At 72.7% G+C, this 23,427-nt stretch carries 19 protein-coding genes and 1 pseudogene; 9 read left to right on the top strand and 11 right to left on the bottom strand.

The window, feature by feature from the left end; all coding sequences use genetic code 11:
- Positions 1-60: 60 nt before the first annotated feature.
- The 4 genes and pseudogenes from ABIH81_RS29225 to ABIH81_RS29210 form a co-directional block, all read left to right on the top strand.
- Positions 61-719, top strand: a pseudogene (locus ABIH81_RS29225) (AfsR/SARP family transcriptional regulator); the annotation flags it as partial.
- A gap of 99 nt (positions 720-818) precedes the next feature.
- Positions 819-1,919: an ATP-binding protein gene (locus tag ABIH81_RS29220; protein WP_349881238.1), complete on the top strand. Its 1,101-nt coding sequence runs from the start codon at positions 819-821 to the stop codon at positions 1,917-1,919.
- A 161-nt stretch (positions 1,920-2,080) separates the two neighbouring features.
- Positions 2,081-4,390 (top strand): fibronectin type III domain-containing protein, encoded by a 2,310-nt coding sequence (locus ABIH81_RS29215; RefSeq protein ID WP_349878083.1) that lies wholly within the window; start codon positions 2,081-2,083, stop codon positions 4,388-4,390.
- 16 nt (positions 4,391-4,406) lie between these two features.
- Positions 4,407-5,099, top strand: a complete 693-nt coding sequence (locus ABIH81_RS29210) for a hypothetical protein (protein ID WP_349878082.1) — start codon at positions 4,407-4,409, stop codon at positions 5,097-5,099.
- 45 nt (positions 5,100-5,144) lie between these two features.
- Here ABIH81_RS29210 and ABIH81_RS29205 read toward each other — a convergent pair whose 3' ends face one another.
- On the bottom strand, positions 5,145-5,576 hold the full coding sequence (locus tag ABIH81_RS29205) for an SRPBCC family protein (RefSeq protein WP_349881237.1): 432 nt from the start codon (positions 5,574-5,576) through the stop codon (positions 5,145-5,147).
- A gap of 187 nt (positions 5,577-5,763) precedes the next feature.
- Here ABIH81_RS29205 and ABIH81_RS29200 point away from each other — a divergent pair, with 187 nt between their 5' ends.
- The gene (locus ABIH81_RS29200) at positions 5,764-6,651 is read left to right on the top strand and encodes a DUF6745 domain-containing protein (RefSeq protein WP_349878081.1); all 888 of its coding nucleotides are present in this window, start codon (positions 5,764-5,766) and stop codon (positions 6,649-6,651) included.
- Positions 6,652-6,799: 148 nt separating this feature from the next.
- On the opposite strand, the gene ABIH81_RS29195 is transcribed toward ABIH81_RS29200, so the two are convergent.
- From ABIH81_RS29195 to ABIH81_RS29160, 8 genes are all read right to left on the bottom strand, one after another.
- On the bottom strand, positions 6,800-7,498 hold the full coding sequence (locus ABIH81_RS29195; protein ID WP_349878080.1) for a DUF4386 domain-containing protein: 699 nt from the start codon (positions 7,496-7,498) through the stop codon (positions 6,800-6,802).
- 130 nt (positions 7,499-7,628) lie between these two features.
- Positions 7,629-8,639, bottom strand: coding sequence for a glycosyltransferase family 2 protein (locus ABIH81_RS29190; protein WP_349878079.1), 1,011 nt, complete (start codon positions 8,637-8,639; stop codon positions 7,629-7,631).
- 39 nt (positions 8,640-8,678) lie between these two features.
- On the bottom strand, positions 8,679-10,490 hold the full coding sequence (locus ABIH81_RS29185) for a hypothetical protein (protein WP_349878078.1): 1,812 nt from the start codon (positions 10,488-10,490) through the stop codon (positions 8,679-8,681).
- An 89-nt stretch (positions 10,491-10,579) separates the two neighbouring features.
- Positions 10,580-11,170 carry a DinB family protein gene (locus ABIH81_RS29180; protein WP_349878077.1) on the bottom strand — a complete coding sequence of 197 codons (591 nt, stop codon included), beginning with the start codon at positions 11,168-11,170 and terminating at the stop codon, positions 10,580-10,582.
- A gap of 45 nt (positions 11,171-11,215) precedes the next feature.
- Positions 11,216-11,635, bottom strand: a complete 420-nt coding sequence (locus ABIH81_RS29175) for a PPOX class F420-dependent oxidoreductase (protein WP_349878076.1) — start codon at positions 11,633-11,635, stop codon at positions 11,216-11,218.
- Between the two features lie 105 nt (positions 11,636-11,740).
- Entirely contained in the window at positions 11,741-12,865 is a 1,125-nt protein-coding gene (locus ABIH81_RS29170; RefSeq protein WP_349878075.1) for an RICIN domain-containing protein, read from the bottom strand.
- A gap of 11 nt (positions 12,866-12,876) precedes the next feature.
- On the bottom strand, positions 12,877-14,601 hold the full coding sequence (locus ABIH81_RS29165) for a family 43 glycosylhydrolase (RefSeq protein ID WP_349881236.1): 1,725 nt from the start codon (positions 14,599-14,601) through the stop codon (positions 12,877-12,879).
- Positions 14,602-14,919: 318 nt separating this feature from the next.
- Positions 14,920-16,230: a cellulose binding domain-containing protein gene (locus ABIH81_RS29160; RefSeq protein WP_349878074.1), complete on the bottom strand. Its 1,311-nt coding sequence runs from the start codon at positions 16,228-16,230 to the stop codon at positions 14,920-14,922.
- Between the two features lie 489 nt (positions 16,231-16,719).
- Between ABIH81_RS29160 and ABIH81_RS29155 the strand changes: the two genes are divergently transcribed.
- Genes ABIH81_RS29155 through ABIH81_RS29140 form a run of 4 tightly spaced genes read left to right on the top strand, consistent with a single transcriptional unit; the run spans position 16,720 to position 21,749 of the window.
- Positions 16,720-17,058, top strand: a complete 339-nt coding sequence (locus ABIH81_RS29155; protein ID WP_013285163.1) for a PadR family transcriptional regulator — start codon at positions 16,720-16,722, stop codon at positions 17,056-17,058.
- Entirely contained in the window at positions 17,055-17,876 is an 822-nt protein-coding gene (locus ABIH81_RS29150) for an ATP-binding cassette domain-containing protein (RefSeq protein WP_349878073.1), read from the top strand. The genes ABIH81_RS29155 and ABIH81_RS29150 overlap by 4 nt, the downstream gene beginning before the upstream one ends.
- Complete coding sequence (locus tag ABIH81_RS29145) at positions 17,873-18,559, top strand: hypothetical protein (RefSeq protein WP_349878072.1); 687 nt, start codon at positions 17,873-17,875, stop codon at positions 18,557-18,559. The genes ABIH81_RS29150 and ABIH81_RS29145 overlap by 4 nt, the downstream gene beginning before the upstream one ends.
- A gap of 52 nt (positions 18,560-18,611) precedes the next feature.
- Positions 18,612-21,749: a BTAD domain-containing putative transcriptional regulator gene (locus ABIH81_RS29140; protein ID WP_349878071.1), complete on the top strand. Its 3,138-nt coding sequence runs from the start codon at positions 18,612-18,614 to the stop codon at positions 21,747-21,749.
- On the opposite strand, the gene ABIH81_RS29135 is transcribed toward ABIH81_RS29140, so the two are convergent.
- On the bottom strand, positions 21,733-22,479 hold the full coding sequence (locus ABIH81_RS29135) for an ABC transporter permease (protein ID WP_349878070.1): 747 nt from the start codon (positions 22,477-22,479) through the stop codon (positions 21,733-21,735). The genes ABIH81_RS29140 and ABIH81_RS29135 overlap by 17 nt on opposite strands.
- The gene (locus ABIH81_RS29130; RefSeq protein WP_349878069.1) at positions 22,476-23,417 is read right to left on the bottom strand and encodes an ATP-binding cassette domain-containing protein; all 942 of its coding nucleotides are present in this window, start codon (positions 23,415-23,417) and stop codon (positions 22,476-22,478) included. The genes ABIH81_RS29135 and ABIH81_RS29130 overlap by 4 nt, the downstream gene beginning before the upstream one ends.
- Between the last annotated feature and the right edge of the window lie 10 nt (positions 23,418-23,427).

Here is a 23,427-nt window from a genome sequence, read left to right as displayed (position 1 = left end):
TCCTGATCTGCGGGGTCGCCTACTCTGGGCGGCCTCGGAGTTCGACGGGGGAGCGACGGGATGCAATTGGACATTCGGCTTCTGGGCCCTGTCGAGCTGAGGGTGGGCGGCCGTCGCGTCGCGCCGGGCCCGGGAAAGCGGCAGGCCGTGCTCGCCGGGCTCGCGCTGGCGGCGAACCGGTCCGTGTCCCTGGATCGGCTGGCCGCCATGGTCTGGGCCGATGTTCCCCCGCCTTCGGCGACGGCCAACCTGCGTTCGCACGCGGCGGCCTTGCGCCGGCTGGTGGGCGATCGACTGGTGACGCGTCCGAATGCGTACGAGCTGCGGATGCGGCCCGACGAGCTGGATGTCACGGAGTTCCACCGTCTGGCGGAGAACGGCCGCACGGCGCTGGTCAGGGGGCGTGCGCTCGACGCCGTTCCGGCACTCGACGCCGCGCTCGCGTGGTGGCGCGGCTCGGCGGGCGAGGGGCTACCGCCCGGCACCACGCTCGACAGCCGCTGGGCGAGCCTGGAGGAGCAGCGGCTTCAGGTGTTCGAGGTGCTGACCGAAGCCCGCCTGGCGCTCGGCCGGCATGCCGAGCTGCTACCGGGGCTGCGTGAGCATCTGGCCGCGCACCCGTTGCGGGAACGGGCGTGGGGCAGCTGATGCTCGCGCTGTACCGCTGCGGTGAGGTGCCGGCGGCGCTGGCCGCCTACCGGGACGCGCGCGCCCGGCTGGACCAGCACCTCGGCATCGAGCCGGGCGAGGAACTGGCCGCCCTGCACCGGGCGATCCTGGAGCGGGCGCCGGACGTCTCGTACACCCGGCCGCCGCCGGTGACCGCGGCGTCGCCGACCGCCGATCCGGCTTCCGCTGCCGAGGCCGGGCTTGCGGTGCCCCGGGAACTGCCACCGGATCTGGTCACCTTCGCCGGGCGCACCAGGGAAGCGGGGGAGGTCAGTGCGGGAGCGACGGGCCGCGCACCCGCGGTCGTGGTCGTCACGGGCCCGCCGGGAAGCGGCAAGACCGGGCTCGCCGTACGCGCTGCCCACGCGGTGGCCGGCGAGTTCCCCGACGGGCAGATCTTCGTCGACGTCGCGTACCGGGCCTCGGTCACCCCGGCGGAGTTGCTGGCCCGGGTGCTGCGCGCGCTCGGCGTCGTGCCGGCCGACATGCCCGACAGCGCCGACGAGCGCGCCGGGCGCCTGCGCTCGCTCACCGCCGGACGCCGGCTGCTGCTGGTCCTCGACGGGGTCACCAGCGCGGCCCAGGTGCGGCCCCTCCTGCCCGCCAGTCCCGGTCCTGCCCTGATCGCCGTGGCCCGGCGCTCTCTGGGCAACCTCGACGGTGTCCGGCGGGTCGCCCTGTCGCCGTTGACCGAGCCCAGCGCCCGGGAACTGCTGGCCGCGCTCGCCGGTGCGGAACGGCTGGCCGCGGATCCGGGCGCGACAAGCGAGCTGATCGGCCTCTGTGCCGGGTCGGTGCTGGCGCTGCGCGTCGCCGGTTCGAGGCTGGCGACGTGGCCGGGGATGTCGGTGGCCGCGCTGGTCGGCGAACTCACCGCGGGAGGGAGCAAGCTGGATCTGCTGAGTTACGACGACCTGTCCGTACGAGCGAGCCTGGCCGCCGCCGTCGCGGTCGTCGCCTCGGAGGACGAGGTGGCCGGCCGGCTGTTCGAGCTTCTCGCCGCCTGCCCGGAGGCGCCGGCGGCGGTGGACCGTGCCGCGGCGCAACTCGGCGAGTCCGCCGAGCGGATCCGGCGGGCCATGGAGGGCCTGGTCGACGCGCACCTGGTCGCCCGGGACGACTCGGCGCGCTACCGGCTGCCGGCGCTGGTCCGGGACTACGCCGCCGAATTGTCGACGGCGCCCGCCGGGCCGGGGTCGCGGCTCGTCCGCGGGAACCCGTTCCTCACGTTGTCGTCCCGGTCCGGGTGATCGATTCGGCCGGCCGCTCGGGTCGTCCGGCGAGCGTAGGCCACAAAGTATCTCGAATATAGATCGCCGTGACAGGCTCCGCTCGTCATCGACCAATCTCACTGAGACGGGGCGGCATGTCAGGCTACAGACGTCATCGCTATTTCAGTCGGTCCTTACGCATGACGGCATTCGCCGTCGCGATCCTCCTCCCGCTCAGCATGATCAGCCAGCCGGCATCCGCCCAGGTCGTCACCGAGGCGCAACTTCCGGCGTGCGCCGACCCGTCCGTGCCGGACGACGTCAACCACGCGTCCATCCGTCTCGAAGTACCGGCGGCCGGGTCGGAGGTCGCGGTCGACGCGAACGGCAGGATCGCCGTCAACGGCTACGTGCACAAGCAGGCCACGATGGTGGACGTCTCGGTCGAGAAGACCACCTCGACCAGCTTCACCTACGGCCCGCCGCCGGAGGGCGTCACGGACTGGTCGGCCTCCTGGACCACCAGCATGCGCCCGCCGCGCCTGGGTCCGGTGAAGGTCTGCACCCGTGCCCAGCGCGAACCCGGCCGCTATGCACGGATCCTGCGCGACATCACCGTCCTGGACCTGATCCCGCCGAGCAACGTGCCGAACCTGGCGGTCGGCACGATCACGGCGACCGGCGCGAAGGTGACCTGGGGAGCGGCGACCGACAACTACGGCCTCGCCGGCTACGAGGTCACCGTCGACGGGGGCACCCCGCACCGGACCACCGTCGGCACCCGCTCGTACTCGATCACCGGACTCCAGCCGTCGAGCAACCACACGGTCTCCGTGGTCGCCGTCGACCTGGCCGGCAACCGGTCGAAGACGCCCGCCACGACGTCGTTCACGACGGATGCCCTGCCGCCGCCGCCCGACGTGGACGCCGGCCTGACCCTGGACCCGGACGAGGGCGGCGCCATGGCGAGCTGGCACCCGAATCCGGCCACCGAGGCGAGCTACCGCGCCTACCTCGACGGTGAGATCTACGACCACTTCGAGCGCGACCAGCTCTGCGAGGACGGCAACGGCAACGTCGCCAGCCCGTGCACGGCGGACAGCGTCATCAAGCTCCCGATCGAGCCGCTCGAGGAGTACACGCCGTACGCCTTCCGGGTGGAGGCGCTGAGCGCCGACGGCACGGTGGTACGGGAACTCGCCGGCGACTTCACCACGATGATCCACGTGGACGAGCTGTCGCCGGCGGTCACGCAGACCACCGCCAGTGAGGCGTCGCAGTGCGCGGGCGCCGGTGGTGACATCTACCTCGCGGCCAGCTCGCGTGCCAGCGTGCCGGTGCCCTCCGGCGCCACGCAGATCTTCCTCGGCTGTTACCGCGCGGCCGACACCAGCTGCCTCGACGCCGTCCTGCCACCGTCCGGCGAGAAGCTCGTCGACTGCGCGGACGACCTCACCCGCACGCTGTTCGCCATCGCCCCCTCCGGCCGCGGGCCGGTCATCTCGTCGATCGACGGCACGCAGCCCAGGGCGCTGCTGCTGCAAGCGGCTGTGGTGCCGGTCGCCTGGTGTCTGAGCAGCGGCGCCTGCGCGACGCTCATCGCTCCCGTCGCGGAGACGGCCGCGGCGGCCGCGGTCGCCCCGGTGGCCGCCGCCAGCATCTCGTGGTGGGTCGTCGGCCTCGGCGGCCTCGGCCTCGGGGCCGCGCTGGGCACGCTGCTCGCCATCCTCTTCCCCGGCATCATCGGCGTCAACGGGCTCATCGAGTACCCGATCTCGCACGACGTCGACTTCGAGCAGTTCGACAACTGGGGCCTGGACGAGGGCGAGTGGTACAACAGCCTGAAGGTCTACGCCGAGGTCATCAAGACGACGAAGCTCGTGGCGAACCAGCGCAACCTGCCGTTCGCGTGGGACTCCACGGAGGACGCGCGCCTCAAGCGGATCATCGACCAGGCATGTACGGCGCAGCGCGGCACCCAGGGCAAGGCGGGATGCGACGACGACATCATCGTCTACGTACCCGGGGCCAAGAACTACAAGGGCGCCGACATGACCGAGACCGGCAAGCACATCGTGGCCGCCATGGGTGACGGCGGATTCCCGCAGCCGCCGACCCGGGCGGTGTGGTTCTACCCGGCGCGAAGCGTCGGCGGGCAGGCGGCGCGCGCCAAGGGCCACAGCCGCGGCTGGTTCGGCACCGCGGCGTTCAAGCCGAACGCGTGCGACGTACGGGTTCCCGGGCAGACCTGCGACGAGTTCCCGTTCTGGTCGACCGACCAGGCGGTCGACCTGACCGGACAGGTCGCCAGCCTGAAGCTGGTGTCGACAGCCGAGTCGCTTCCGCAGGCCAACGACATCAACGCGTTCTACGGCAAGTGCAAGGTGAGCGACAAGACCAAGTTCGTCGTGCTGCCGGTGAAGCCGTGGGTCGACGCAGGCGGCCCGAGCTTCGCCTTCAAGCTCAGCGGCGGCGGGGCTAGCCTGTGCATGACGCCCGTGGCACCGTGAGCCGAGGAGCCTCCTGATGCTCGACGACATGCGCGTACTGCGCGAAGCGGTGCGGGAGTACCGCGTCGCGGCGACTGCTGCCGGCCTCGACTGGCCCGACGCGGGCGAGTCACCGGCCGGGCCGCCGCCGGAGCGGGTGCGCCGGATCTTCGACGTGGACCACGTCGCCGATCAGCTGGCCTGGTTGCAGTCGCAGCGCTGGCCCGACGCGCGGTTGCTCCCGAACGGCGGATGGCGGATGCCGTGGCCGGACGGCGGGGACGCGCTCGACTACCTGGGGCTGTCGATCGGGACGCCGTTCCCCTGGCGGCAGCAGCTACCCCTGTTCCACTTCGACTTCCTGCTCTACACGTTCGTCCTCGCGGGCGAGCACGAGGGGGAGATCTGGCGCTACCCGGTCGGGGAGGACGCCTGGGAGTCGGTTCGTGCCGCCCCCAGCCTGGCCGTGCTCTTCGACCAGTGGACCAGGGGAATCGCCGCCGGTGTGGTCCGCTACGACGAGGCGGACAAGTGGCTCGTGGTCGACGAGGTGGAACGGGTTCCCGGTCTCGACCCGCTGGCCTTCCCGGTGACTCCGGTGGACGAGACGCTGCTGCACGCACGGCAGCGGGAGTGCGGGGCGAGCCCTGTGCTCGACGACGAGGGTTTCGAGCACCAGGAACGGCTGCTCGATGCCATCGACGCGGCGAAGGCAACGCTCGCCGGATGAGCCGTCTGCGGCGGGTGGGCCTCGGCCCGCCCGCCGCAGCCGCGGTCAGTCCTCGAAGCCGGCCGGATGGGCGTCTCCGACCGCGTTCAGCAGCACACCCTGCTCCAGCAGCGCCTTGCAGGCGCAGAGGACCATGGTGAACCCGCCCATCGAGTCGATCGCCCTGCTCACGGCCTGGTCGGCGGTGCCGGCGAAGCCGGTCTCGGTGATCCGGACCAGCGTGGTGTCGCCCTCGCCGGGCAGGAACCGCCACTCGACCTGGGTGGGGGACTCCGGATCCCACTCGGCCAGGATGCGGCGGTTCTCCTCCACGTCCTTGACGGTCACCACGGTGGAGACGCCGTACATCTCCCAGTCCCAGGTCACAGTGGCGCCGCGTTCCAGCCGGCCGCTGCTCCTGGTGAACCAGAACCTCGTGGTCACCGCCGGGTCGGCGAACGCCTGGAAGACCTCGGCGGCGGGCCGGCGGATGAGCATCTGCGCGGTGATGACAGGGGGCCGGGTCAGACGGTCACTGTCCACGAGGGTCACTATATGGCCCGGAAGGACCAGGCCGGGCCGGGCGGATCATCGAGGAGGACCGGAATTCGCTTGAGCGATGCCGCGACGTGAGTCAGAGTCGTTCCATGATCTCCAACCGGAAGGGCGGCGACGCCCCGGCGCGATGAGCGCCCCCACGCGGCGCGACGGCGCCGCGAAGACCCCGCAGACCGTTCGCAGCGGTGACCAGCGCGACCTGTGGCAGCAGGCCGTCCGGGTCCGTCAGGAATGGCTCGACCACGCCCTGTCCACGCAACCGGCCGACAGGCCGGCCGCCGAGCGGTGCCTGACCGCCGTCTACGCGAGGGCGTCACGGCCGCGGCCCCGCTTCGTCTGGGTCGACTCGCCGGACGAGGCGATGCCTCTGGTCAGCGGCTGGCCCACACTCGACCACCTTTACGAGCGCATCCGATCGGCACGGCCGCCCCGGACACCATTGCTGGCGAGCGACATCGCCATGGTCGTCTCCCAGCTTCGTGGCGCGCTGAGCGCGGGTGTCGTGCACACCGATCCCGAGCTGTCACCCGCGCGCACGGGCAAGGCCAAGGAGCCGTGGCCCGAGCTGGCGCCGCTGCGGGCGCTGGACAGCGGCGTACCGCTCGCCGTCGTGCTGCACCAGGGGGTACGCGCGGCGCTGCACCGCAGCCTCGCGCACGGGTTCCACCTGCCGGTGCGTGCGGCGCTCGCGAGCGACGGCCCGGTGCCCGTGTGCTGGTACGGGCAGCAGGACGCGTCGTGGATCGCCTACTACGACGTGCTGCGCCGGCTCGGCCTCGCCCGGTACGGGCCGGACGAGGCCCGACACCTCGACACCTGGGCCGACCTGGCCCGCTCCTGCGGCTGGTGGTGGCCCGGGGAGGAGGTCTGCGTCGTCGTGGACCGGCCGCAGGTGATCCGGACCGAGCCGGTCCCGGGCACCCCACACGACCGGATCCGGCTGCGACCCGGCGGTGTGCGCTATCGCGACGGCTGGCAGCCACTGCTGGGCGGCGCGGGCGCCGATCCGGGCTGACGGACGGGCGCAGCGGCTCGGCACAGCTCCGCTGCCGATCTTGGTACGAAACCGCCCCGGTGAGGGCGCTTTCGTACCAAGATCTTCCCGCCTTCGGCCGGGCGGGCCTGACCCGGCGGCGCGCCGCCGCCGTGCAGCGCCTGCACCCTCAGACGGTGGCGTCCTGGACCGGCCGGGGCTCGGCCGTGCCGGCCGTGACGGGGGAGGACTTGAAGCCCTTGACGACCAGGTAGACGCCGAGCGAGAACTCCCACACCGCGATGGGGAGCGCGGCGACCGCCGCCACCGGGGACAGCCGGTCCCAGGCGCCGAACAGCGTGCCGAGGTCGGAGGCGACGAGCAGCGGCGCGCCGACGAGCCCGAGCACCGGCAAAACACGCGGCACGAGGCGCGACTGGTACAGCAGGGTGCCCAGCAGCAGCGCGTTCACGGCCGGCAGGAAGCCCTGGCTGAGCAGGAAGACCGAGTCGTAGAACGCGACGAGCATCCGGCCGGTGACGAGCGCGTCCGGCCCGGCGTCGGACTCCCGCAGCGCGACGAGCGTCAGGATGCTCGCGACGCCGACGAGGATGCCGGCGGCCTCGAGCACCCGGGCGCCGACGAGACCCAGCGCCCGGGCCGGGCCCTGGTGCTTGAGCGCCGGGTACAGCGCGACGGCGGTGCCGATGCAGGCGAGGGCGACGATCACCTCCAGGACGCCGCCGAGGACGACCGGGGCCTGCGACGTGGTGCCGAGGATGTAGTCCGACTCGCGGATCGGGGCGTACAGGGAGAGGGTGGGGATCGAGACGAAGGTGAGCAGATAGGCGCCGCCCGCGACCAGCGAGATCTTCCGCAGTGGGTCCATCGGGGCCTCCTCCGTCGCCGCCCGGCCGATGGTGGTCGTGCCCTCACTCTCCTGTGGACCGGCGCGGCGGCGCATCGGCCGCTCGGACAGTCACCCCGCGCGATGCACACGGGCCATCGGTCAGGGCCGCTCAGCCGGTTTCGCCGGACATCGACTCGCCTGTGGCCGTACGCTGCTCCGGAATCGGGGACGCCCGGCCGGGGGTGTCGACGGCGCGCTCGGTCTCCTGCACCAGATAGTGCGGACGGCGCTTGGTCTCGTAGTAGATCCGGCCGATGTACTCGCCGATCACCCCGAGGATCATCATCTGGATGCCGCCGAGCCCGATCACGCTGACGATGATCGTGGTGTAGCCGGGCACGTCGATGCCCTTCTCCACGGCGTCCGCGACCACCCAGGCCATGTAACCCACCGCGATGAGCGTGAGGAACAGGCCACCGTAGATGGCCAGGCGCAACGGCCGGTTGTTGAACGACAGCAGGCCGTCGAACGCGTAGTTGAACAGTTTCCCGAACGTCCAGCGGCTGCGCCCGGCCTGCCGGGTCTCGTTGCGGTGTGCCACCACGGCGGTGCGGAAACCGATCCACGAGAACAGGCCCTTGGAGAAGCGGTTGTACTCCGGCATCGCCAGGATCGCGTTCACCGCGAGCCGGGACAGCAGCCGGAAGTCACCGGCGCCGTCGAGCAGGCGGACGTCTATCCACCAGTTGACCAGCCGGTAGAAGGAGCGCGAGGCGACCATCCGGACGAACCGGTCACCACGCCGGTCCCGGCGGGCGATCACCTGGTCGAAGCCCTGGCGGTAGAGCATCACCATCTCGGGCAGCAGCCGCGGCGGGTGTTGCAGGTCGGCGTCCATGATGACCACCGCGTCGCCGGTGGCCCTACGCAGGCCGGCGAGCATGGCCGCCTCCTTGCCGAAGTTACGGCTCAGCGACGTGTAGCAGACGGCCGGATCGGACGCGGCGAGCCGGCGCAGCGCCGCCAGCGTCCCGTCCTCGCTGCCGTCGTCGACGTACACCACCTCGACGTCCACGTCGGACAGCTCGGCGAGCGCGGCGCTGAGCATCTCGTGCAGCCGCTCCACCGACGCTTCCTCGTTGAAGCAGGGCACCACCACCGACAACCGCACGGTGCTCACCCCGCCCGGCCCGGCCACTCGCACCCGGCGCCCGCGCTGTCAGAGGCGGTAGACGAGCGTGCCATCGACATCCTCCCGGGTGATGCCCAGCCCGTCGACCGGCCGGGTCTCGATGCCCTCCCACGGCGTCCCCGCCGCGCGGCTCGGCACCGCGACGACCGACCGCACGCCGATCCCGCGCAGGTAGGCCACGCTGCCCGCGTCGGGGAACGTCGCCACGGCGACCCGCGTCTGGGCCTGGGTGACCGGCTCGAAACCGCCGAGCCCGTTGGTGATCCGGGGGAACCCGTCGGTCGACCACAGCATGTAGTTCAGGTCGCCCACCCCACCGGCGGGCAGCACCAGCATCGGTTCCGGCGCGGTCCGCATCGCGGCCGGTGGCGTCGGCACGACCGGGTGCGGCGTACGGTTGACGCCCTCCAGCGTCACCAGGGCGAGCGGCACCAGCAGGACCAGCGCCGCCACGGCCCGGGACGCGCGCGCGGCCGCGGGCCGGCGCCACGACTCGGCCAGCGCGGTCACCAGCCCGGCCGCCAGCACGGCCAGCAGCAGGCTGGTCCAGTGCATCATCCGGCCCGGGGTGCGCAACGCGTCCCAGCCCGGCAGGAGCGTGGACAACGTCAGGTAGCCGGGATCGCCGTCACCGCCGAGCGTGGCGCCCAGGCCCAGCAGCACGGTGCCGCCTACGCCGAGCCCCAGCGCGACGCGGTGCCGCACCGGGAACGCCGAGACGAACAGCCCCGCCGCGGCCAGCCCGATCAGCGTCATTCCCGGCAGCAGCGCCATCTCCGGCGGCCAGGTCAACTGCTCGCGGGCGGCGGCGTGCCGTTCCCCCCACAGCCACGAGTCGCCGGGCGCGGTGACGAATCCGATCAGCGGCGGGGAGAACATCTTGGTCCAGTCCAGCGACCGGACGGCCTGCGGGTTGAGATCGACCACGCGCAGGTAGACCAGCCCGAGCAGCAGCGTCACGGTGCCGAACACGGCGCCGCCGGCCAGGTCCGCGACGAGCAGCCGCCGGCCGAACGGGGGCCGCTCCCGCTTGCGCCACCAGGACCAGCCGTAGCAGCCGGCCGCCACCAGCACGGCGGCCAACAGGAAGTAGACGAGCGGCAGCCCGATGCCGAAGCCGAGCGTGACCTGCCAGGCCGCGACCAGCCACCCGGCCACCGCCCAGCCGGGCTTGCGGCGTTCCGGCCGGTAGCCGTGGCGCAGCGACCAGCCGTGACCGCGCGCCAGCATCGCCAGCGCCAGCGCGATCCCGCCGCTGGACAGGATGTTCAGGTGGCCGGAGTGCGCCAGCCGCCAGGGCGCGTACGCCCACGCCACACCGGCGACCGCCCCGCCCCAGCGGTTCGCGCCGAGCTGCCGGGCCAGCGCGTACGCCCCGAGGAACGCCAGCGCGTGCAGCAGCACGTAGAGCACGTTGTAGCGGATCACCGCGGCCTCGAAGCCGGAGCCGAGCATCCCGAACGGGGCGTACCCGAGCAGCGTGTCGCTGTAGGCGTACGTGTAGCGCTCCGGATAGAACGTGTTCGAGTTCCAGAGGTTGGCCGGGTCGCTGAGCAGGGCGTGGCCGGACCAGGCGACCTGCCACGCCTGCAACGTCGGGTCGCCGAGATCGCCGGGGATCGTGGTCGCCGGGTGCCGCATCGTCGGCCAGGTCAGCACCACCGCCAGCAGCAGGCTGCCCAGGATCGCCAGCGTCCACTCCGGGTTCGGCCGCCACCGGCGTCTGGCGTCCGCAGGCCGCTCGCCGGAGGGGCGGTCGTCCGAGGGCCGATCGGCGGGAGGCTGCTCGGGACCGGTGTCCTCAGCGGTCGACGGGGCGACGGCGGGCCGGATCTTCATGGGATAGATGCTTCACGATGCTGCTGATCCTGTCGATCCGCTGTCCGAAATATGGTTGGAACTTCCGGCCGGAGTACCGGAAGGGCCGGCTACGCGAACCGGTCCGCGAGCGCCGACAGCTTACTGACGTACGCCGGCCAGTCGTAGTCGCCGGGGATGTTCCTGTTGTCCCGCCCCAGCCCGATCGCCGCGTCGTGCTGCTCGCGCATGATGTCGGCGTGACCGGCGTGCCGGGCCAGGTCGACACAGACGTGCACGATGATCTGGTGCAGCGTCACGTCCTGCCGGCCGGGCTGCCACCACGGCACCCGCCCCGGCGCGTCGAGCGGCAGCGCCTCGATCGTCTGGTCCGCGAACGCCCCCACGCGGCGGTACAGGTCGATCAGCCCGTCCTTGGTCTCGTCTTCCCGGGCGTACCAGTCCGCCTGCGGGTCCGCGTCGACCGCGTCGTCCGGAACCAGCTCCCCGGGTGTGGGGAACTCGCGGCCGAACGTGGTCCCGAAGTAGCCGGCCTCGACGTTCAGGCAGTGCTTGAGCAGGCCCAGGAAGTTGTTGCCGGTCGCGGTGCGGGGAAGCCGGGCCTCGCGTTCGCTCAGCCCGTCGAGCTTCCAGATCAGGTCCTCCCGGATCCCGCGCAGGTATGCGTGCAACGCGGTCTTCGGATCCTTCGGTTCGCTCATGCCCGACACTCTCCCCTACGGGTCGGACATCGTGGGGGGCGGCGGTCAGCCGATCTGGTTGCTGTCCTTGTGCGCGCCCCACCCGTGCCAGCGCTCGATCTCGATCCACGCGCTGACCCGGGGGCGGTCCCGACGGGGGTACGGCCGCCCGGTGTAGTGCTGCGAGATCCGGTCGATGTCCGCCAGGCCCTCGTCGTCGCGCAGCTCGGCGACCCGCCCGATGAGGCTGATGTGGGTGTACCAGCCCTGCTCGTCCAGCACGGTCAGGGAGACCCGGGGATCCTTGCGCAGGTGCGCCAGCCGGCGGCGGCCCTCGTCCATGTTCACCAGGACGCGGCCGTCCTCCCAGAGGTACCAGGTGGCCGCGGACACCGGCTGGCCGTCGTCGCGCAGCGTGGCGATGACGGCCGGGTTCGGCTTGCGCAGCATGGCGACGGCGGGCTCGGGCAGCGGCGGCTTCGACATGGCTCTCACTGTACGTACCCGCCGGACCCGCCGCTGGTCATGCGGCGGGCGCCGCCCGGACGGGCTCCCCGGGCGGCGTCCGCCGGGGAGCCCGTCGCGTGCCGGTCAGGCGCGCACGCTCCACTGCTGGTTGGAGCCGCCGTGGCAGTCCCAGAGGTTGATCCTGGTCCCGTTGGCGGTGCCGTAGCCGGCCGCGTCCAGGCAGCGCCCGGACTGGACCCCGCTTATCGTGCCGTCGGCGTTGAGGTTCCACTGCTGGTTGGGCTGGCCGTTGCAGTCCCAGACGATCACGCTGGTGCCGTTGGCGGTGCCCCGCCCGCTGGCGTCCAGGCACTTGCTGCCCAGCACCTGCAACTGCTTGGCCGAGGTGTAGGTCCAGCGCTGCATGGTGCCGCCCCAGCAGTCGTACAGCTGCACCGCGGTGCCGTTCGTGGTGCTGCCGTTCGGCACGTCCAGGCACCGGCCCGAGCCGGCGCCGACGAGCTGCACGTTCTGGTACGTGCCCCCGCCGCTACCAGGGGTGCCGATGCTGCCGGACACCGACTGCAACGCGCGGTACCAGACCGCGGCCATCTTGTCGTAGCCGGTGGCGGTCGGGTGGATGCCGTCGATCAGGTCGGCGGTGGTCAGCGCCGAGTACTGGTCGACCAGGTGGACCCGCCTGCCGGCGTTGACCTTCGACTGCACGATGCCGGGGATGGCGGCGTTGAACGTGCGCACCGCAGCCGCCTGGCCGGAGTTGGCGAGCGGGATGATCTGCGCGACGAACACGTCCGCGTTCGGCGCCGTCGTGGTGATGCGGTCGATGAGTGCGGAGAGCCGGTTCGGCGCGGTAGAGACGTTGTAGTTCTGCAGGATGTCGTTGGTGCCGATGTGCAGCAGCACGGTGCGCGGCTGGTAGGCGTTCAGCCAGCCGGTGATGTTGGCGTCGATCTGGTCGATGCGCCAGCCGGGGTGGCCCTCGTGGTCGTGGTCGCCGAGGCTGCCCGGCCCGTTGAACTGGGAGCCGACCAGGTCGACCCGGTAGCCGCCGCCGGCCAGCCGCTGCCACAGGCCGACCCGGTAGCCGCCCGGCACCTGGGTGCCCTCGGTGATGGAGTCACCGAGCGGCATCACCCGGGTGCCGCCGTTGGACTCGGCGCCCGCCGGGCCGGCGGGCGTGAGCACACCGGCGGCCAGCAGCGCCAGCGCGGCGCCCGCCGTGAGCCATCTCCTCACTCTGGTACGCATGACTGCTCCTCTCACGGGCTGGTGCAGGTCAGGGACGGGGTGGACGGCGAGCCGTTCGCGACGAAGCCGAACGTGGTCGAGCCGGACGCGGGGACGGAGCCGTTGTACGCCGCGTTCCGGACGGTCGCCGTGGAGCCGCTGGTGCTCAGCGTGCCGCTCCAGACCTGGCTGATGCTCTGACCACCGGCGAGGTTCCACCGCACCGACCAGCCGTTGAGCGCCGCGGCTCCCGCGGTGACTGTGACCTCGGCCTGGAAGCCGCCGGACCAGGAGTTGGTGGTGCGGTAGGTCGCGGTGCAGGCGTCACCGGCCGGCGGCGGCGTGGTGGGCGGCGGGGGAGAGGAGGGTGGCGGGGTCGTCGGGGGGACCGGCGACGGGGTGCCGCTGAGGCTGGAGGTGAACCACCAGTGGTCGATGTTGAACAGTGAGCCGCTGCCGCCGGTGAACCGCAGGTAGAGGTCGTGCGTGCCGGTGGCGCCGCTGACCGGGCAGCTCGGGTTGGTCCATGTCTGCCAGCCGCCGGTGGGGGTCACCTGGCAGGTGCCCACCAGCGGGCCGGTCACGCTGTCCAGGCGCAGCTCGATGGACCCCCCGCTACCGGCCGAGGCCACCATGGCGGTGAACTTGGTCGCGCCTGCACCGAAGGCCACACCCTTGACCTTGATGTAGTCCCCGTTGTCGATGTAACCGACGTTTCTCCCGCCGAGGGAGGACGCCTCGGTCTCGACCCCCTGCCCCCAGGCCATCGTCTCGGCCTCCTGCCGGGAGTACGGGTCGACGGTACCGACCTGCGGGGCGCCGGTGGTCGTCATGTTGATCGTGGGGATCGACCCGTCCGCGCCGTAGGAGAACTTCTCCACCGCCACCGACCTGGTGAAACCGCCGCCGCCGGGCAACGCCCCGTTGTGGTAGAAGAAGTACGAGTTGCCCTTGAAGTCGATGATCCCGGGGTGGTTGGTGAAGCTGCTGCCCTGGGTCGGCATGATCGTCCCGCGGTACGTCCACGGGCCCAGCGGCCCGGGTGCGGTCGAGTACGCGACGAACTCCGAGCAGCACCTGGCCGCGAACGCCATGTAGTAGAGGCCGTTGCGCTTGTACACCCACGGCCCCTCCTCGTAGAGGGTCGGCCGGTTCGCGTCCCCGGTCCGCGCCCCGAAGCCCGCCGTGGTCAGCGGGATCTGGGTGGGGCTGCCCGAGTACGAGATCATGTCCGCGTTCAGCTTCACGTACCACAGGCGCGGGTTGCCCCAGTACAGGTACGCCTGGCCGTCGTCGTCGATGAACACGGTCGGGTCGATCTCGCCGTTGCTCACCAGGGGACGCCCGATGGCGTCCCGGAACGGACCGGTCGGGCTGTCCGACACCGCCACGCCGATGCCCATCTGGCCGGTCGCCCGGACCGTCATCGGCACGTACCAGTAGAACTTGCCGTTGCGGTGGACCGCCTGGCCTGCCCACGCGTCGGACTTGGCCCAGCTGAAGGTGGCGATGCTCAGCGGCGACCCGTGGTCGGTCCAGTTCACCATGTCGTCGGACGAGAAGACCCGCCAGTCGTTCATCGTGAACCAGGTCGAGTTGTCCTCGTCGTGGCCGGTGTACAGGTAGACGCGGCCGTTGTGGACCAGCGGGGCCGGGTCGGCCGTGTAGATCGTCTGCACGATCGGGTTGTCCGCCCGGGCGACGGTCGGGGTCAGCCCGCCGGCGATGACCGGGGCCAGCCCCAGCAGGGCGAGCATGGTCACGGCCAGCGCCAGCCATCGTCTGGTCCGGCGGTCGGTTCTCCATAGCGTTGACGTCACAGGTCATCTCCCCGGTAGGCCGCGCCGCGGCGGATGGGTACGGTCGGCGAAGGCCGGGCCGTCACGCCCGGCTCCATTTCTGGCTGCTTCCGCCGGTGCAGGCGGACAGGACGATCGGGGTGCGGTTGCCGGTACCGCCGCCGTCGGGCTCAGGCACAGCCCGGACCTCTGTCGTTCCGGCCGGTGCCGGGCCGGGGCGGCGGCGTGCCACCCACGGCCCGGCTCCCCGTGCGCGGATCGGCGGTCCGCCGGGGGTCAGGGGCTGGTGCAGCTGACACCGCTGGGTGCGGTGGCCCCGTTTCCGGTGGCGGTGAACCCGAACGTCGTCGAGGCGTTCGCGCCCAGCGTGCCGTTGTACGCGGCGTTGCGGACCGACACCGAGCCGGTGGTGCCCGTGTTGACGCCGTTCCAGAGGCTGCTGATCGCCTGGCCGGAGGCCAGGGTCAGGCGTACGGTCCAGCCGTTGAGCGTGGTCGCGCCGTTGTTGGCCACCGTGACCTCGGCCTGGAAGCCACCGGGCCAGGTGTTCACGGTCCGGTAGGTCGCGGTGCACGCGCCCGGCTCACCGGTCGGCGGCGGGGTCGTGGGCGGCGGGGTGGTCGGCGGCGGCGGGGTCGTGGGCGGCGCGGTGGTCGGCGGCGCGGTGGTGGGCGGCGGCGTGGTGGACGCGAACTGGCTGAAGAACCGCCAGATCTCCCCCGACGTCCAGGTCCGGGAGTCGTTCGGGCTGGACGACCCGTCGACCGGGCTGGGGGTGTGGTCGCCGTCGAACGCGGCCCACTGCACCGGGTAGCCCTCGCGGCAGCCGGAGTACGTGGTGGTGATGTGGGTGAGGCTGCCCCGGCTCGGCTCGCGCGGGCTCTGCGCGGCGCAGCCGTTGTTGCGGACGAACGTGTCGCGCAGCGACCGGCCCATGGAGATGTTCAGCACGCTGTCGTAGGTGCCGTGGATGCCGAAGTAGGCGACCGGCTGGGTGCCGCCGTTGCAGCCGCTGAGGTTGGCGCCGGAGATGACGGTGACCGCGCGGACGATCGTGGGCCGGGCGCAGGCCACCGCGTAGCTCATCGCCCCGCCGTAGCTCCAGCCGAGCGCGAACCGCTGGCTGGTGTCGACGCAGAGGTCGTTCTCGACCTGCCGGGAGATGTCGTCGAACAGCGTCAGGTCGCGGCCGTTGGTGTTGGCCCAGCCGTTGTCGATGCCCTGCGGCGCGACGAAGATCGTGCTGTTGTTCGACAGCGGCAGCAGGCCGTAGTAGCCGGCCGAGGCGACGTTGTTCGCCGAGCCGTTCAGCCAGTGGAACCCGAAGATCAGCCGGTACGGGCGGTTGCGGTCGTACCCGTCCGGGATGCGCAGGATGTAGCTGCGGTTCTGGCCGCCGCTGGAGATGGTGCGCGTCCCGCTGGACAGCGTCGGCGCCTTGCCGCAGCCGGCCGTCGCCGCGAGCGTGCCGATCGTCGACGCCTGTGCCGTCTCGCCGAGGCCGGCGCTGATCGCGCCGCCGGCCGCCGCCGCGAGGAGCACGGCCGCGGCGGCGATGGATGAGAGGAGGGATGTTCGTTTCGCCATTGCTGGACTCCTTGCCCTGGGTGGCGGTGCAGGCCGGACCGTCCGTCGATGCCGACGTCGCCTGCGAAGAGGGCGCGGAGCCGCGCGTGCGGCCGGGGCCGAAGTCGTCCGTTGGCCGCCTGCGTCGGCGTGCATCGGCGGAGCGGCCCGGACTGGTCACCGACCGGCGGGGCGGCGAGGGAGGTGCCTCGGTCGCCTTGCCGATTGCGGGGGTGACGGGGAGCGTGCCCTTCGCTCCCGTGCCGGAACATAGCAGGTTATCGATAGCATGTTCAACCGGCCGGGTCCGCAGGAATGCCGGGTGGGCCGCTGGGTGAGCGCTCACAGGAGCGGCGTCGCCGCCTGCTCAGGGGGCGGTCGGCCTCGGCGAGCCCGCGCAACGTATCAGGATCGGCGGGCCGGAGGAGCCGTACTAGGTGGTTGCGCTATCTAGGTAGCGGCGCTACCGTCGTCGCCGGATGTCGTCCGATCGGGACAGTGCGGAGCGGGATGAACCAGGAACGGCGGGCGCAGTGGCTGCGCGGGGTGCTCGACCTCTGCGTGCTCGCACTGCTGAGCCGGGGCGAGTCCTACGGCTACGAGCTGTCCCAGGCGCTGCGGGCCCACGGGCTGGGCGCCGTGCAGGGCGGCACCCTCTACCCGGTGCTGCTGCGGTTGCAGCGCTCCGGCCTGCTCACCGCCCACTGGCGGGAGGGCGGGACCGGGCCCGCGAGGAAGTACTACCGGATCAGCCCGGCCGGCAGCGCGGCGTTGCGGGCCGCCGCGATCGACTGGAGCGCCTTCGCGTCGAGCGTGGGCACGATACTGCGCGAGGAGCCGAAGCGGTGAACCATGAACCCTGGCTCGCCGCCCTGACCGGCGAGCTGCGCCGGCACGGGGTGGGGCCCGATCTGACCGGTCACGTCGTCGCCGAGGCGGCCACCCACCTGCTCGACAGCGGGGAATCGCCGCTGCGGGTCTTCGGCGCGCCGGAGACGTACGCCCGGGCGGTGGTCGACAGCCTCGGCGGCCCCGACGTGCGGCCGCCGCGCCGCCCGTCCGGACCGGTGCGGCTCGCCGCCCGCGGCGTCACCAAGCGCTACCGGGGACGGACCGTCCTGGACCGGGTCGACCTCACCGTCCGGGCGGGCCAGATCGCGGCGGTGGTCGGCGCCAACGGCGCCGGCAAGAGCACGTTCCTGCGGATCTGCGCCGGCCTGCTGAGCCCGGAGGCGGGCACCGTCGAGGTGCACGGCACGCTCGGCTACTGCCCGCAGGACGGCGGCACCGCCGAGTTCCTCAGCCCGGACGAGCACTTCGTGCTGATCGGCGCCGGCCGAGGGCTGGGCCGGACGGCGGCCCGCCGGGCCGGGCGCGCGGAGGCGGCCGGGCTGGAGTGGACGCCGCCGCGGCGCACCCAGGCCCGGCACCTCTCCGGCGGCACGCGGCAGAAGCTCAACCTGGTGCTGGCCCGGCTCGGCGAGCCGGACGTGCTGCTCCTCGACGAGCCCTACCAGGGGTTCGACCGGGGCACCTACCTCGACTTCTGGCACGAGGTGTGGCGGTGGCGCGACGCCGGCAAGGCCGTCGTGGTCGTCACCCACCTGCTCAACCAGCTCGACCGCGTCGACGTCGTGCTCGACCTGGCCGGGGAGCGCGACGCATGAGCCGGACCCTCGTGGTGGCCGAGGCCGCCCTGCGCGAGCTGCTGCGCCGCCGTACCGTGCTGGTCATCCTGCTGCTGATGCCGCTGGCCTTCTACCTGAGCCGCCGCGGCGACTTTCTCGGGCAGTCGATCCGCTTCGTCTGTCTCGGCCTGGCCTGGGCGCTCAGCACCGCCGCGCTGTTCGCGGGCAGCGCGGCGCGGGGCATGGAACCCCGCCTGCGACTCTCCGGCTACGGGAGCCGGCACCTGGTGCTCGGCCGGCTGCTCGCGCTCTGGACGGTCGGCGTGCTGCTCTCCACTCCGTACTTCCTGCTCGTCTTGGCCGACCAGCGCGACGTGCGGTACGGCGCGATCGCGCTGATCATGGCGTTGACCGTGTTCGTATCGGTGCCGTTCGGCCTGTTGCTGAGCGCCGTGCTGCCGCGCGAGCTGGAGGGCACGCTGGTGCTGCTGACAGTGGCCGGTCTCCAGATGGTGATGAACCCGGCGGGCAACGCCACCCGGGCGCTGCCGTTCTGGTTCAGCCGCGAGCTCGCCACGTACGCCGTGGACCACACCGACGGCGGCTATTTCATTCGGGGCCTGACCCACGGGCTGGTCTTCGCGGTGGTGCTCACGGTGCTGGTCGTGGTGGCCGCCGCGGTGCGGCTGCGACAGCGCCGGCACCTGCGCCTGGCCACCTGACCGGCGGGGGCGGCGGACCGGACCGGGGCGCCGGGCGTGGCAGGATCGGCGCGTGCAGATCGGGTTGCTCGGGCCGTTCCAGGTCACCACGGACGGCGGCGTACCGGCCGACATGCCGGGCGCGCGGCTGCGCGGGCTGCTGGCCGCCCTCGCGCTCCAGCCCGGCCGTGTGGTCCCGAAGGCGACGCTCGTCGACTGGATCTGGGGCGAGCAGCCCCCCGCCGACGCGGCGAACGCGCTGCAACGGCTGGTGTCGCGGCTGCGCAAGGCGCTGCCGGCAGGCGCCGTCGACGGGGTGCCGGACGGCTACCGCCTCGCCGTCGAGCCCGACGCCGTCGACGCCGTACGGTTCGAACGTCTCGTCCGCCGGGCCCGCGACGGCGACGGGCCGCAGCGGGTACGGCTGCTGCGCGAGGCGCTGGGCCTGTGGCGCGGCGACGCGCTGCGCGACGTCGGCCTGCCCGACAGCCCGGCGCTCGACGCGGCGGCGACCCGGCTGGAACGGCTGCGCCTGACCGCGACGGAGGACCGGTACGACGCCGAGACCGGGCTCGGCCGGGAAGCGGACCTGATCCCGGAGCTGACCGACCTGGTGGCCGCCCATCCGGTGCGCGAGCGGCTCGCCGCGGCACTGATGCGCGCGCTCGTCTCGGCCGGCCGGGACACCGAGGCGCTGCTCGTCTACCAGCGCACCGCCGACGCGCTCGCCGACGCGCTGGGCGCCGACCCGTCGCCCGAGCTGTCGGCGCTGCACGTCGCCCTGCTGCGGGGCGAGACGGTACGCCGGGAGGACACCCGCCGGACCAACCTGCGCGCCGAGCTGACCAGCTTCGTCGGCCGGGACGCCGACCTCGCCGCGGTCGGCGCGCTGGTGGCCGAGCACCGGCTCACCACGCTCACCGGTCCGGGTGGCTCCGGGAAGACCAGGCTGGCCACCGAGACCGGGCGCCGTCTGACGGGCGACCTGCCCGACGGTGTGTGGCTGGTGGAGTTCGCCGCCGTCAGCGCCGACGGGGACGTGGCACAGGCGACGATCTCCGGGCTCGGCCTGCGCGACGCGCTGCTCGCCGACGCGGGCAGCGCGGAGCCGGCCGACCGGCTCGTCGCGGCGATCCGGGACCGGGAGATGCTGCTGATCCTGGACAACTGCGAACACGTCGTGGAGCAGGCGGCGGCGCTGGCCCACCGGCTGCTCGGCGAGTGCCGGCGGCTGCGGATCCTGGCCACCAGCCGGGAACCGCTCGGCATCACCGGGGAGGTGCTGTGGCCGGTCGCGCCGCTGGACCTGCCGGACGGCGACGCCGCGGTCGCCGAGGTGGAGTCGTCGCCCGCCGTCCGCCTGCTGCGGGACCGGGCCGCGGCGGTCCGCCGGGACCTCGCGTCCGACGCCCGCACGGCGATGACGATGGCGCGGATCTGCCGCGCGCTCGACGGCATGCCGCTGGCGATCGAACTGGCCGCGGCGCGGCTGCGCACCATGTCCGTCGACCAGCTCGCCACCCGGCTCGACGACCGGTTCCGCCTGCTCACCGGCGGCAGCCGGACCGCCCTGCCCCGGCACCGGACGCTGCGCGCGATGGTCGGCTGGAGCTGGGAACTGCTCACCGACGCCGAACGCGCGGTGCTGCGCCGGCTGTCGGTGTTCTCCGGCGGGGCGAGCCTGGACGCGGCCGAGCGGGTCTGCGCCGGCGGCGCCGTCGAGCCGGGCGACGTGCTCGACCTGCTCACCGCGCTGACCGAGAAGTCGCTGCTGGTCGCCGCCGGCGACGTCGCGCCGCGCTACCGCATGCTCGGCACGATCAAGGAGTACGCCGCGCAGCGGCTCGCCGAGGCGGGGGAGGCGGACGTCGCGCGCCACGCGCACCTGGCGTACTTCACCGAGCTGGCCGAGACCGCCGAGCCGCGGCTGCGCCGCGCCGACCAGCTCACCTGGCTTGCGCGGCTGGAAGCCGAGCACGACAACATCACCGCCGCGATGCGCGGGGCGCTCGCGGCAGGCGAGGCCCCCGAGGCGATGCGGCTGGTGGCCGCAGCCGGCTGGTACTGGTGGCTCGGCGGTCACCGGACCGAGGGCATGGAACTGCTCACCGCGGCCACCGGCACACCCGGCGACGTGTCCGACGACGTCCGCGCCGTGGTGTACGGGCTGGTGGTGCTGTTCCTCACCTCCGGACCGGGCGACGCGCAGCACGCGGCCCAGTGGATCCACAAGGCGTACCGCCTGGGCCGGGACCACCGGGACACGCACCCGGAGATGGCGCTCGTCGTCCCGTTGGAGCGCATGCTGCGGGAACCGGACGGGCTGCTGCCCGCCTGGGAGTCGCTGCTCGACCACGAGGACCCGTGGGTACGCGCGCTGGCCCGGCTGCACCTGGGCAAGCTGCGGGTCATCCTCGGCATCGAGGCGGCGGAGGCGGAGGCGTGCCTGCGGCAGGCGCTCGCCGAGTTCCGGGAGGTGGGCGAACGGTTCGGGATCTCGTTCGCGCTCAGCGAGCTGGCCGAGCTGATCGCCGTACGCGGTGACGTCGCCGCCGCCTGCGCGTACTACGAGGAGGCGATCACCGCCGTCACCGAGGTCGGCGCCGTCGAGGACGTGATCCGGATCCGGGCGCGGCTGGCGTGGCTGCACCGGCTGCGCGGCGACCACGAGGCGAGCGCAGCAGCCGTGGCTGAGGCGCAACGGCTCGCCGCCCGGGTCGCGTGGCCGGGCGCCCTGGCCGAGCTGGCGCTGTCGAAGGCGTACCTGGCCCGCTGCGACGGCGACGCGGACGAGGCGTACGCGCAACTGCGGGCCTTGTCGGCGCTGCTCGGCGACCAGGCGGACCTGGCCGGCATCCGGGCGGGCACCCAGGATCTGCTGGGCTACCTGGCCGAGGACGTCGAGCAGTCCCGTACCCACCGGGCGGCGGCGTGCCTGGCGGCGCGCGAGGGCGGCTACGCGCCGCTGACCGCGCAGGTGCTCGTCGGCGTCGCGGACCTGGCGTTGCGCCTGGACCGGCCCGACCAGGCGGCGCGGCTGCTCGCGGCCGGCGACACGGTACGCGGGCTGCCCGACCGCGCCCACCCCGACGTGCCCCGGATCGAGGCGGCGGCGCGCGACCGCCTCGGCGACGCGGGGTTCGCCGAGGCGGTCGCACAGGGCCGGGAGACCGGCTGGGAGCGGCTGGTCGAGATCACGCTCGCTTCGTGAACGTGGACCGCGCCCACAGGTAGCCGACCAGCGCGATGCCCGCGCACCAGGCGATCGCGGGGATCACGTCGCCGCCCGACGGCGCGCCGCCCAGCAGGCCGCGCAGCGTCTCGATGATCGGCGTGAACGGCTGGTACTCGGCGAACTGCCGCAGTCCCGGCCCCATCTTGTCCGCCGGCACGATCGCGCTGCTGAAGAACGGCAGCAGGACCAGCGGCACGGCGGCCATGCCGGCCGACTCCGGCGACTTCGCGAACAGGCCCAGCGCGACGGTGAACCAGCTGACGGCGACGCTGAGCAGCACCACCATGCCGGCCGCACCGAGCCAGTGCAGAGGCTCGGCGGCCGGGCGGAAGCCGAGCAGGAACGCCACCCCGACCAGGGCCGCGACCGCGAGGACGTTCGTCAGCACGGTGGCGACGACGTGGCCGGTCAGCACCGCGCCCCGGGAGACGTGCATGACCTTGAACCGGTTGATGATGCCCTTGGTCATGTCGGAACTGACCGACGTCGCGGTGCCGCCGAGGCCGTAGCAGACCGCCAGCAGCATCAGGCCCGGCGTCGCGTAGTCGACGTAGTCGACGCCGACGGAGAACGCGTCGCCGAGCATGTACACGAACATCAGCATGACGATGATCGGCATCAGCACCGCGTTGAACACCGAGGTCGGGTTACGGCGCAGGTGCGTCAGGTTGCGGCGCAGCATGACGACCGAGTGGTTCCTGCTCATTTCGCGGCCACCTCCGGGGCACGGCCCGTCAGGGCCAAAAAGACGTCATCGAGGTCGGGGGTCTGTACGGACAGGTCGTCGGCGCTGATCGCGTGCGCGTCGAGACGGTCGAGCAGGGCGCGCAGCGAGGCGGTCCCGCCGTCGGCCGGCACCCGCAGCGCCAGCGCCTCCTCGTCGCGTACCGCGTCGGGCAGCACCAGCGCCGCCGCGTCGAGTTCGGCGACGGTGCCGAACCGCAACCGCACGTGCGTGCCGGGGATCCGGCGCTTCAGCTCCTCCGGCGTGCCCTGGGCGACCAGCCGGCCCTGGTCGAGCACCGCGATCCGGTCGGCGAGGCGGTCGGCCTCGTCGAGGTACTGGGTGGTGAGGAAGACAGTCACGCCGCCGGCGACCAGCTCTCTGATGATCGACCACATGGTGCGCCGGCTGCGCGGGTCCAGCCCGGTCGTCGGCTCGTCCAGGAAGATGATCCGCGGCTCGCCGACGAGCGTCATCGCCAGGTCGAGCTTGCGGCGCATGCCACCGGAGTACGTCGACGCCAGCTTGTCGGCGGCCTCGACCAGGTCGAACCGTTCCAGCAGCTCGGCGACGACCCGCTTGCCGGGCACGCGGTCGCGCGGGCCGAGGTCGACCATCAGTTGCAGGTTCTCCCGCCCGGTCAGCAGTTCGTCCACCGCCGCGAACTGCCCGGTCACGCCGATCGCCGCGCGGACCGCCTTGGCCTCGGTGGCCACGTCGTGCCCGGCCACCCGCACCGACCCGGCGTCGGCGCGGATCAGGGTGGTCAGGATGTTGACGGTTGTCGTCTTGCCGGCGCCGTTCGGGCCGAGCAGGGAGAAGATCGTCCCGGCGGGGACGTCCAGGTCGATGCCGTCGAGCACCACCCGGTCCTTGTACGCCTTGCGCAGTCCGGAGACCGCGATCGCTGAGCTCGTCATGCGACCACCA

The sequence above is a fragment of the Micromonospora sp. HUAS YX12 genome, from assembly GCF_040215685.1.
Lineage (GTDB): Bacteria > Actinomycetota > Actinomycetes > Mycobacteriales > Micromonosporaceae > Micromonospora > Micromonospora tulbaghiae.
Note: the sequence above shows the minus strand (reverse complement) of the source record. Positions and strands in the feature narration are given on the sequence as shown.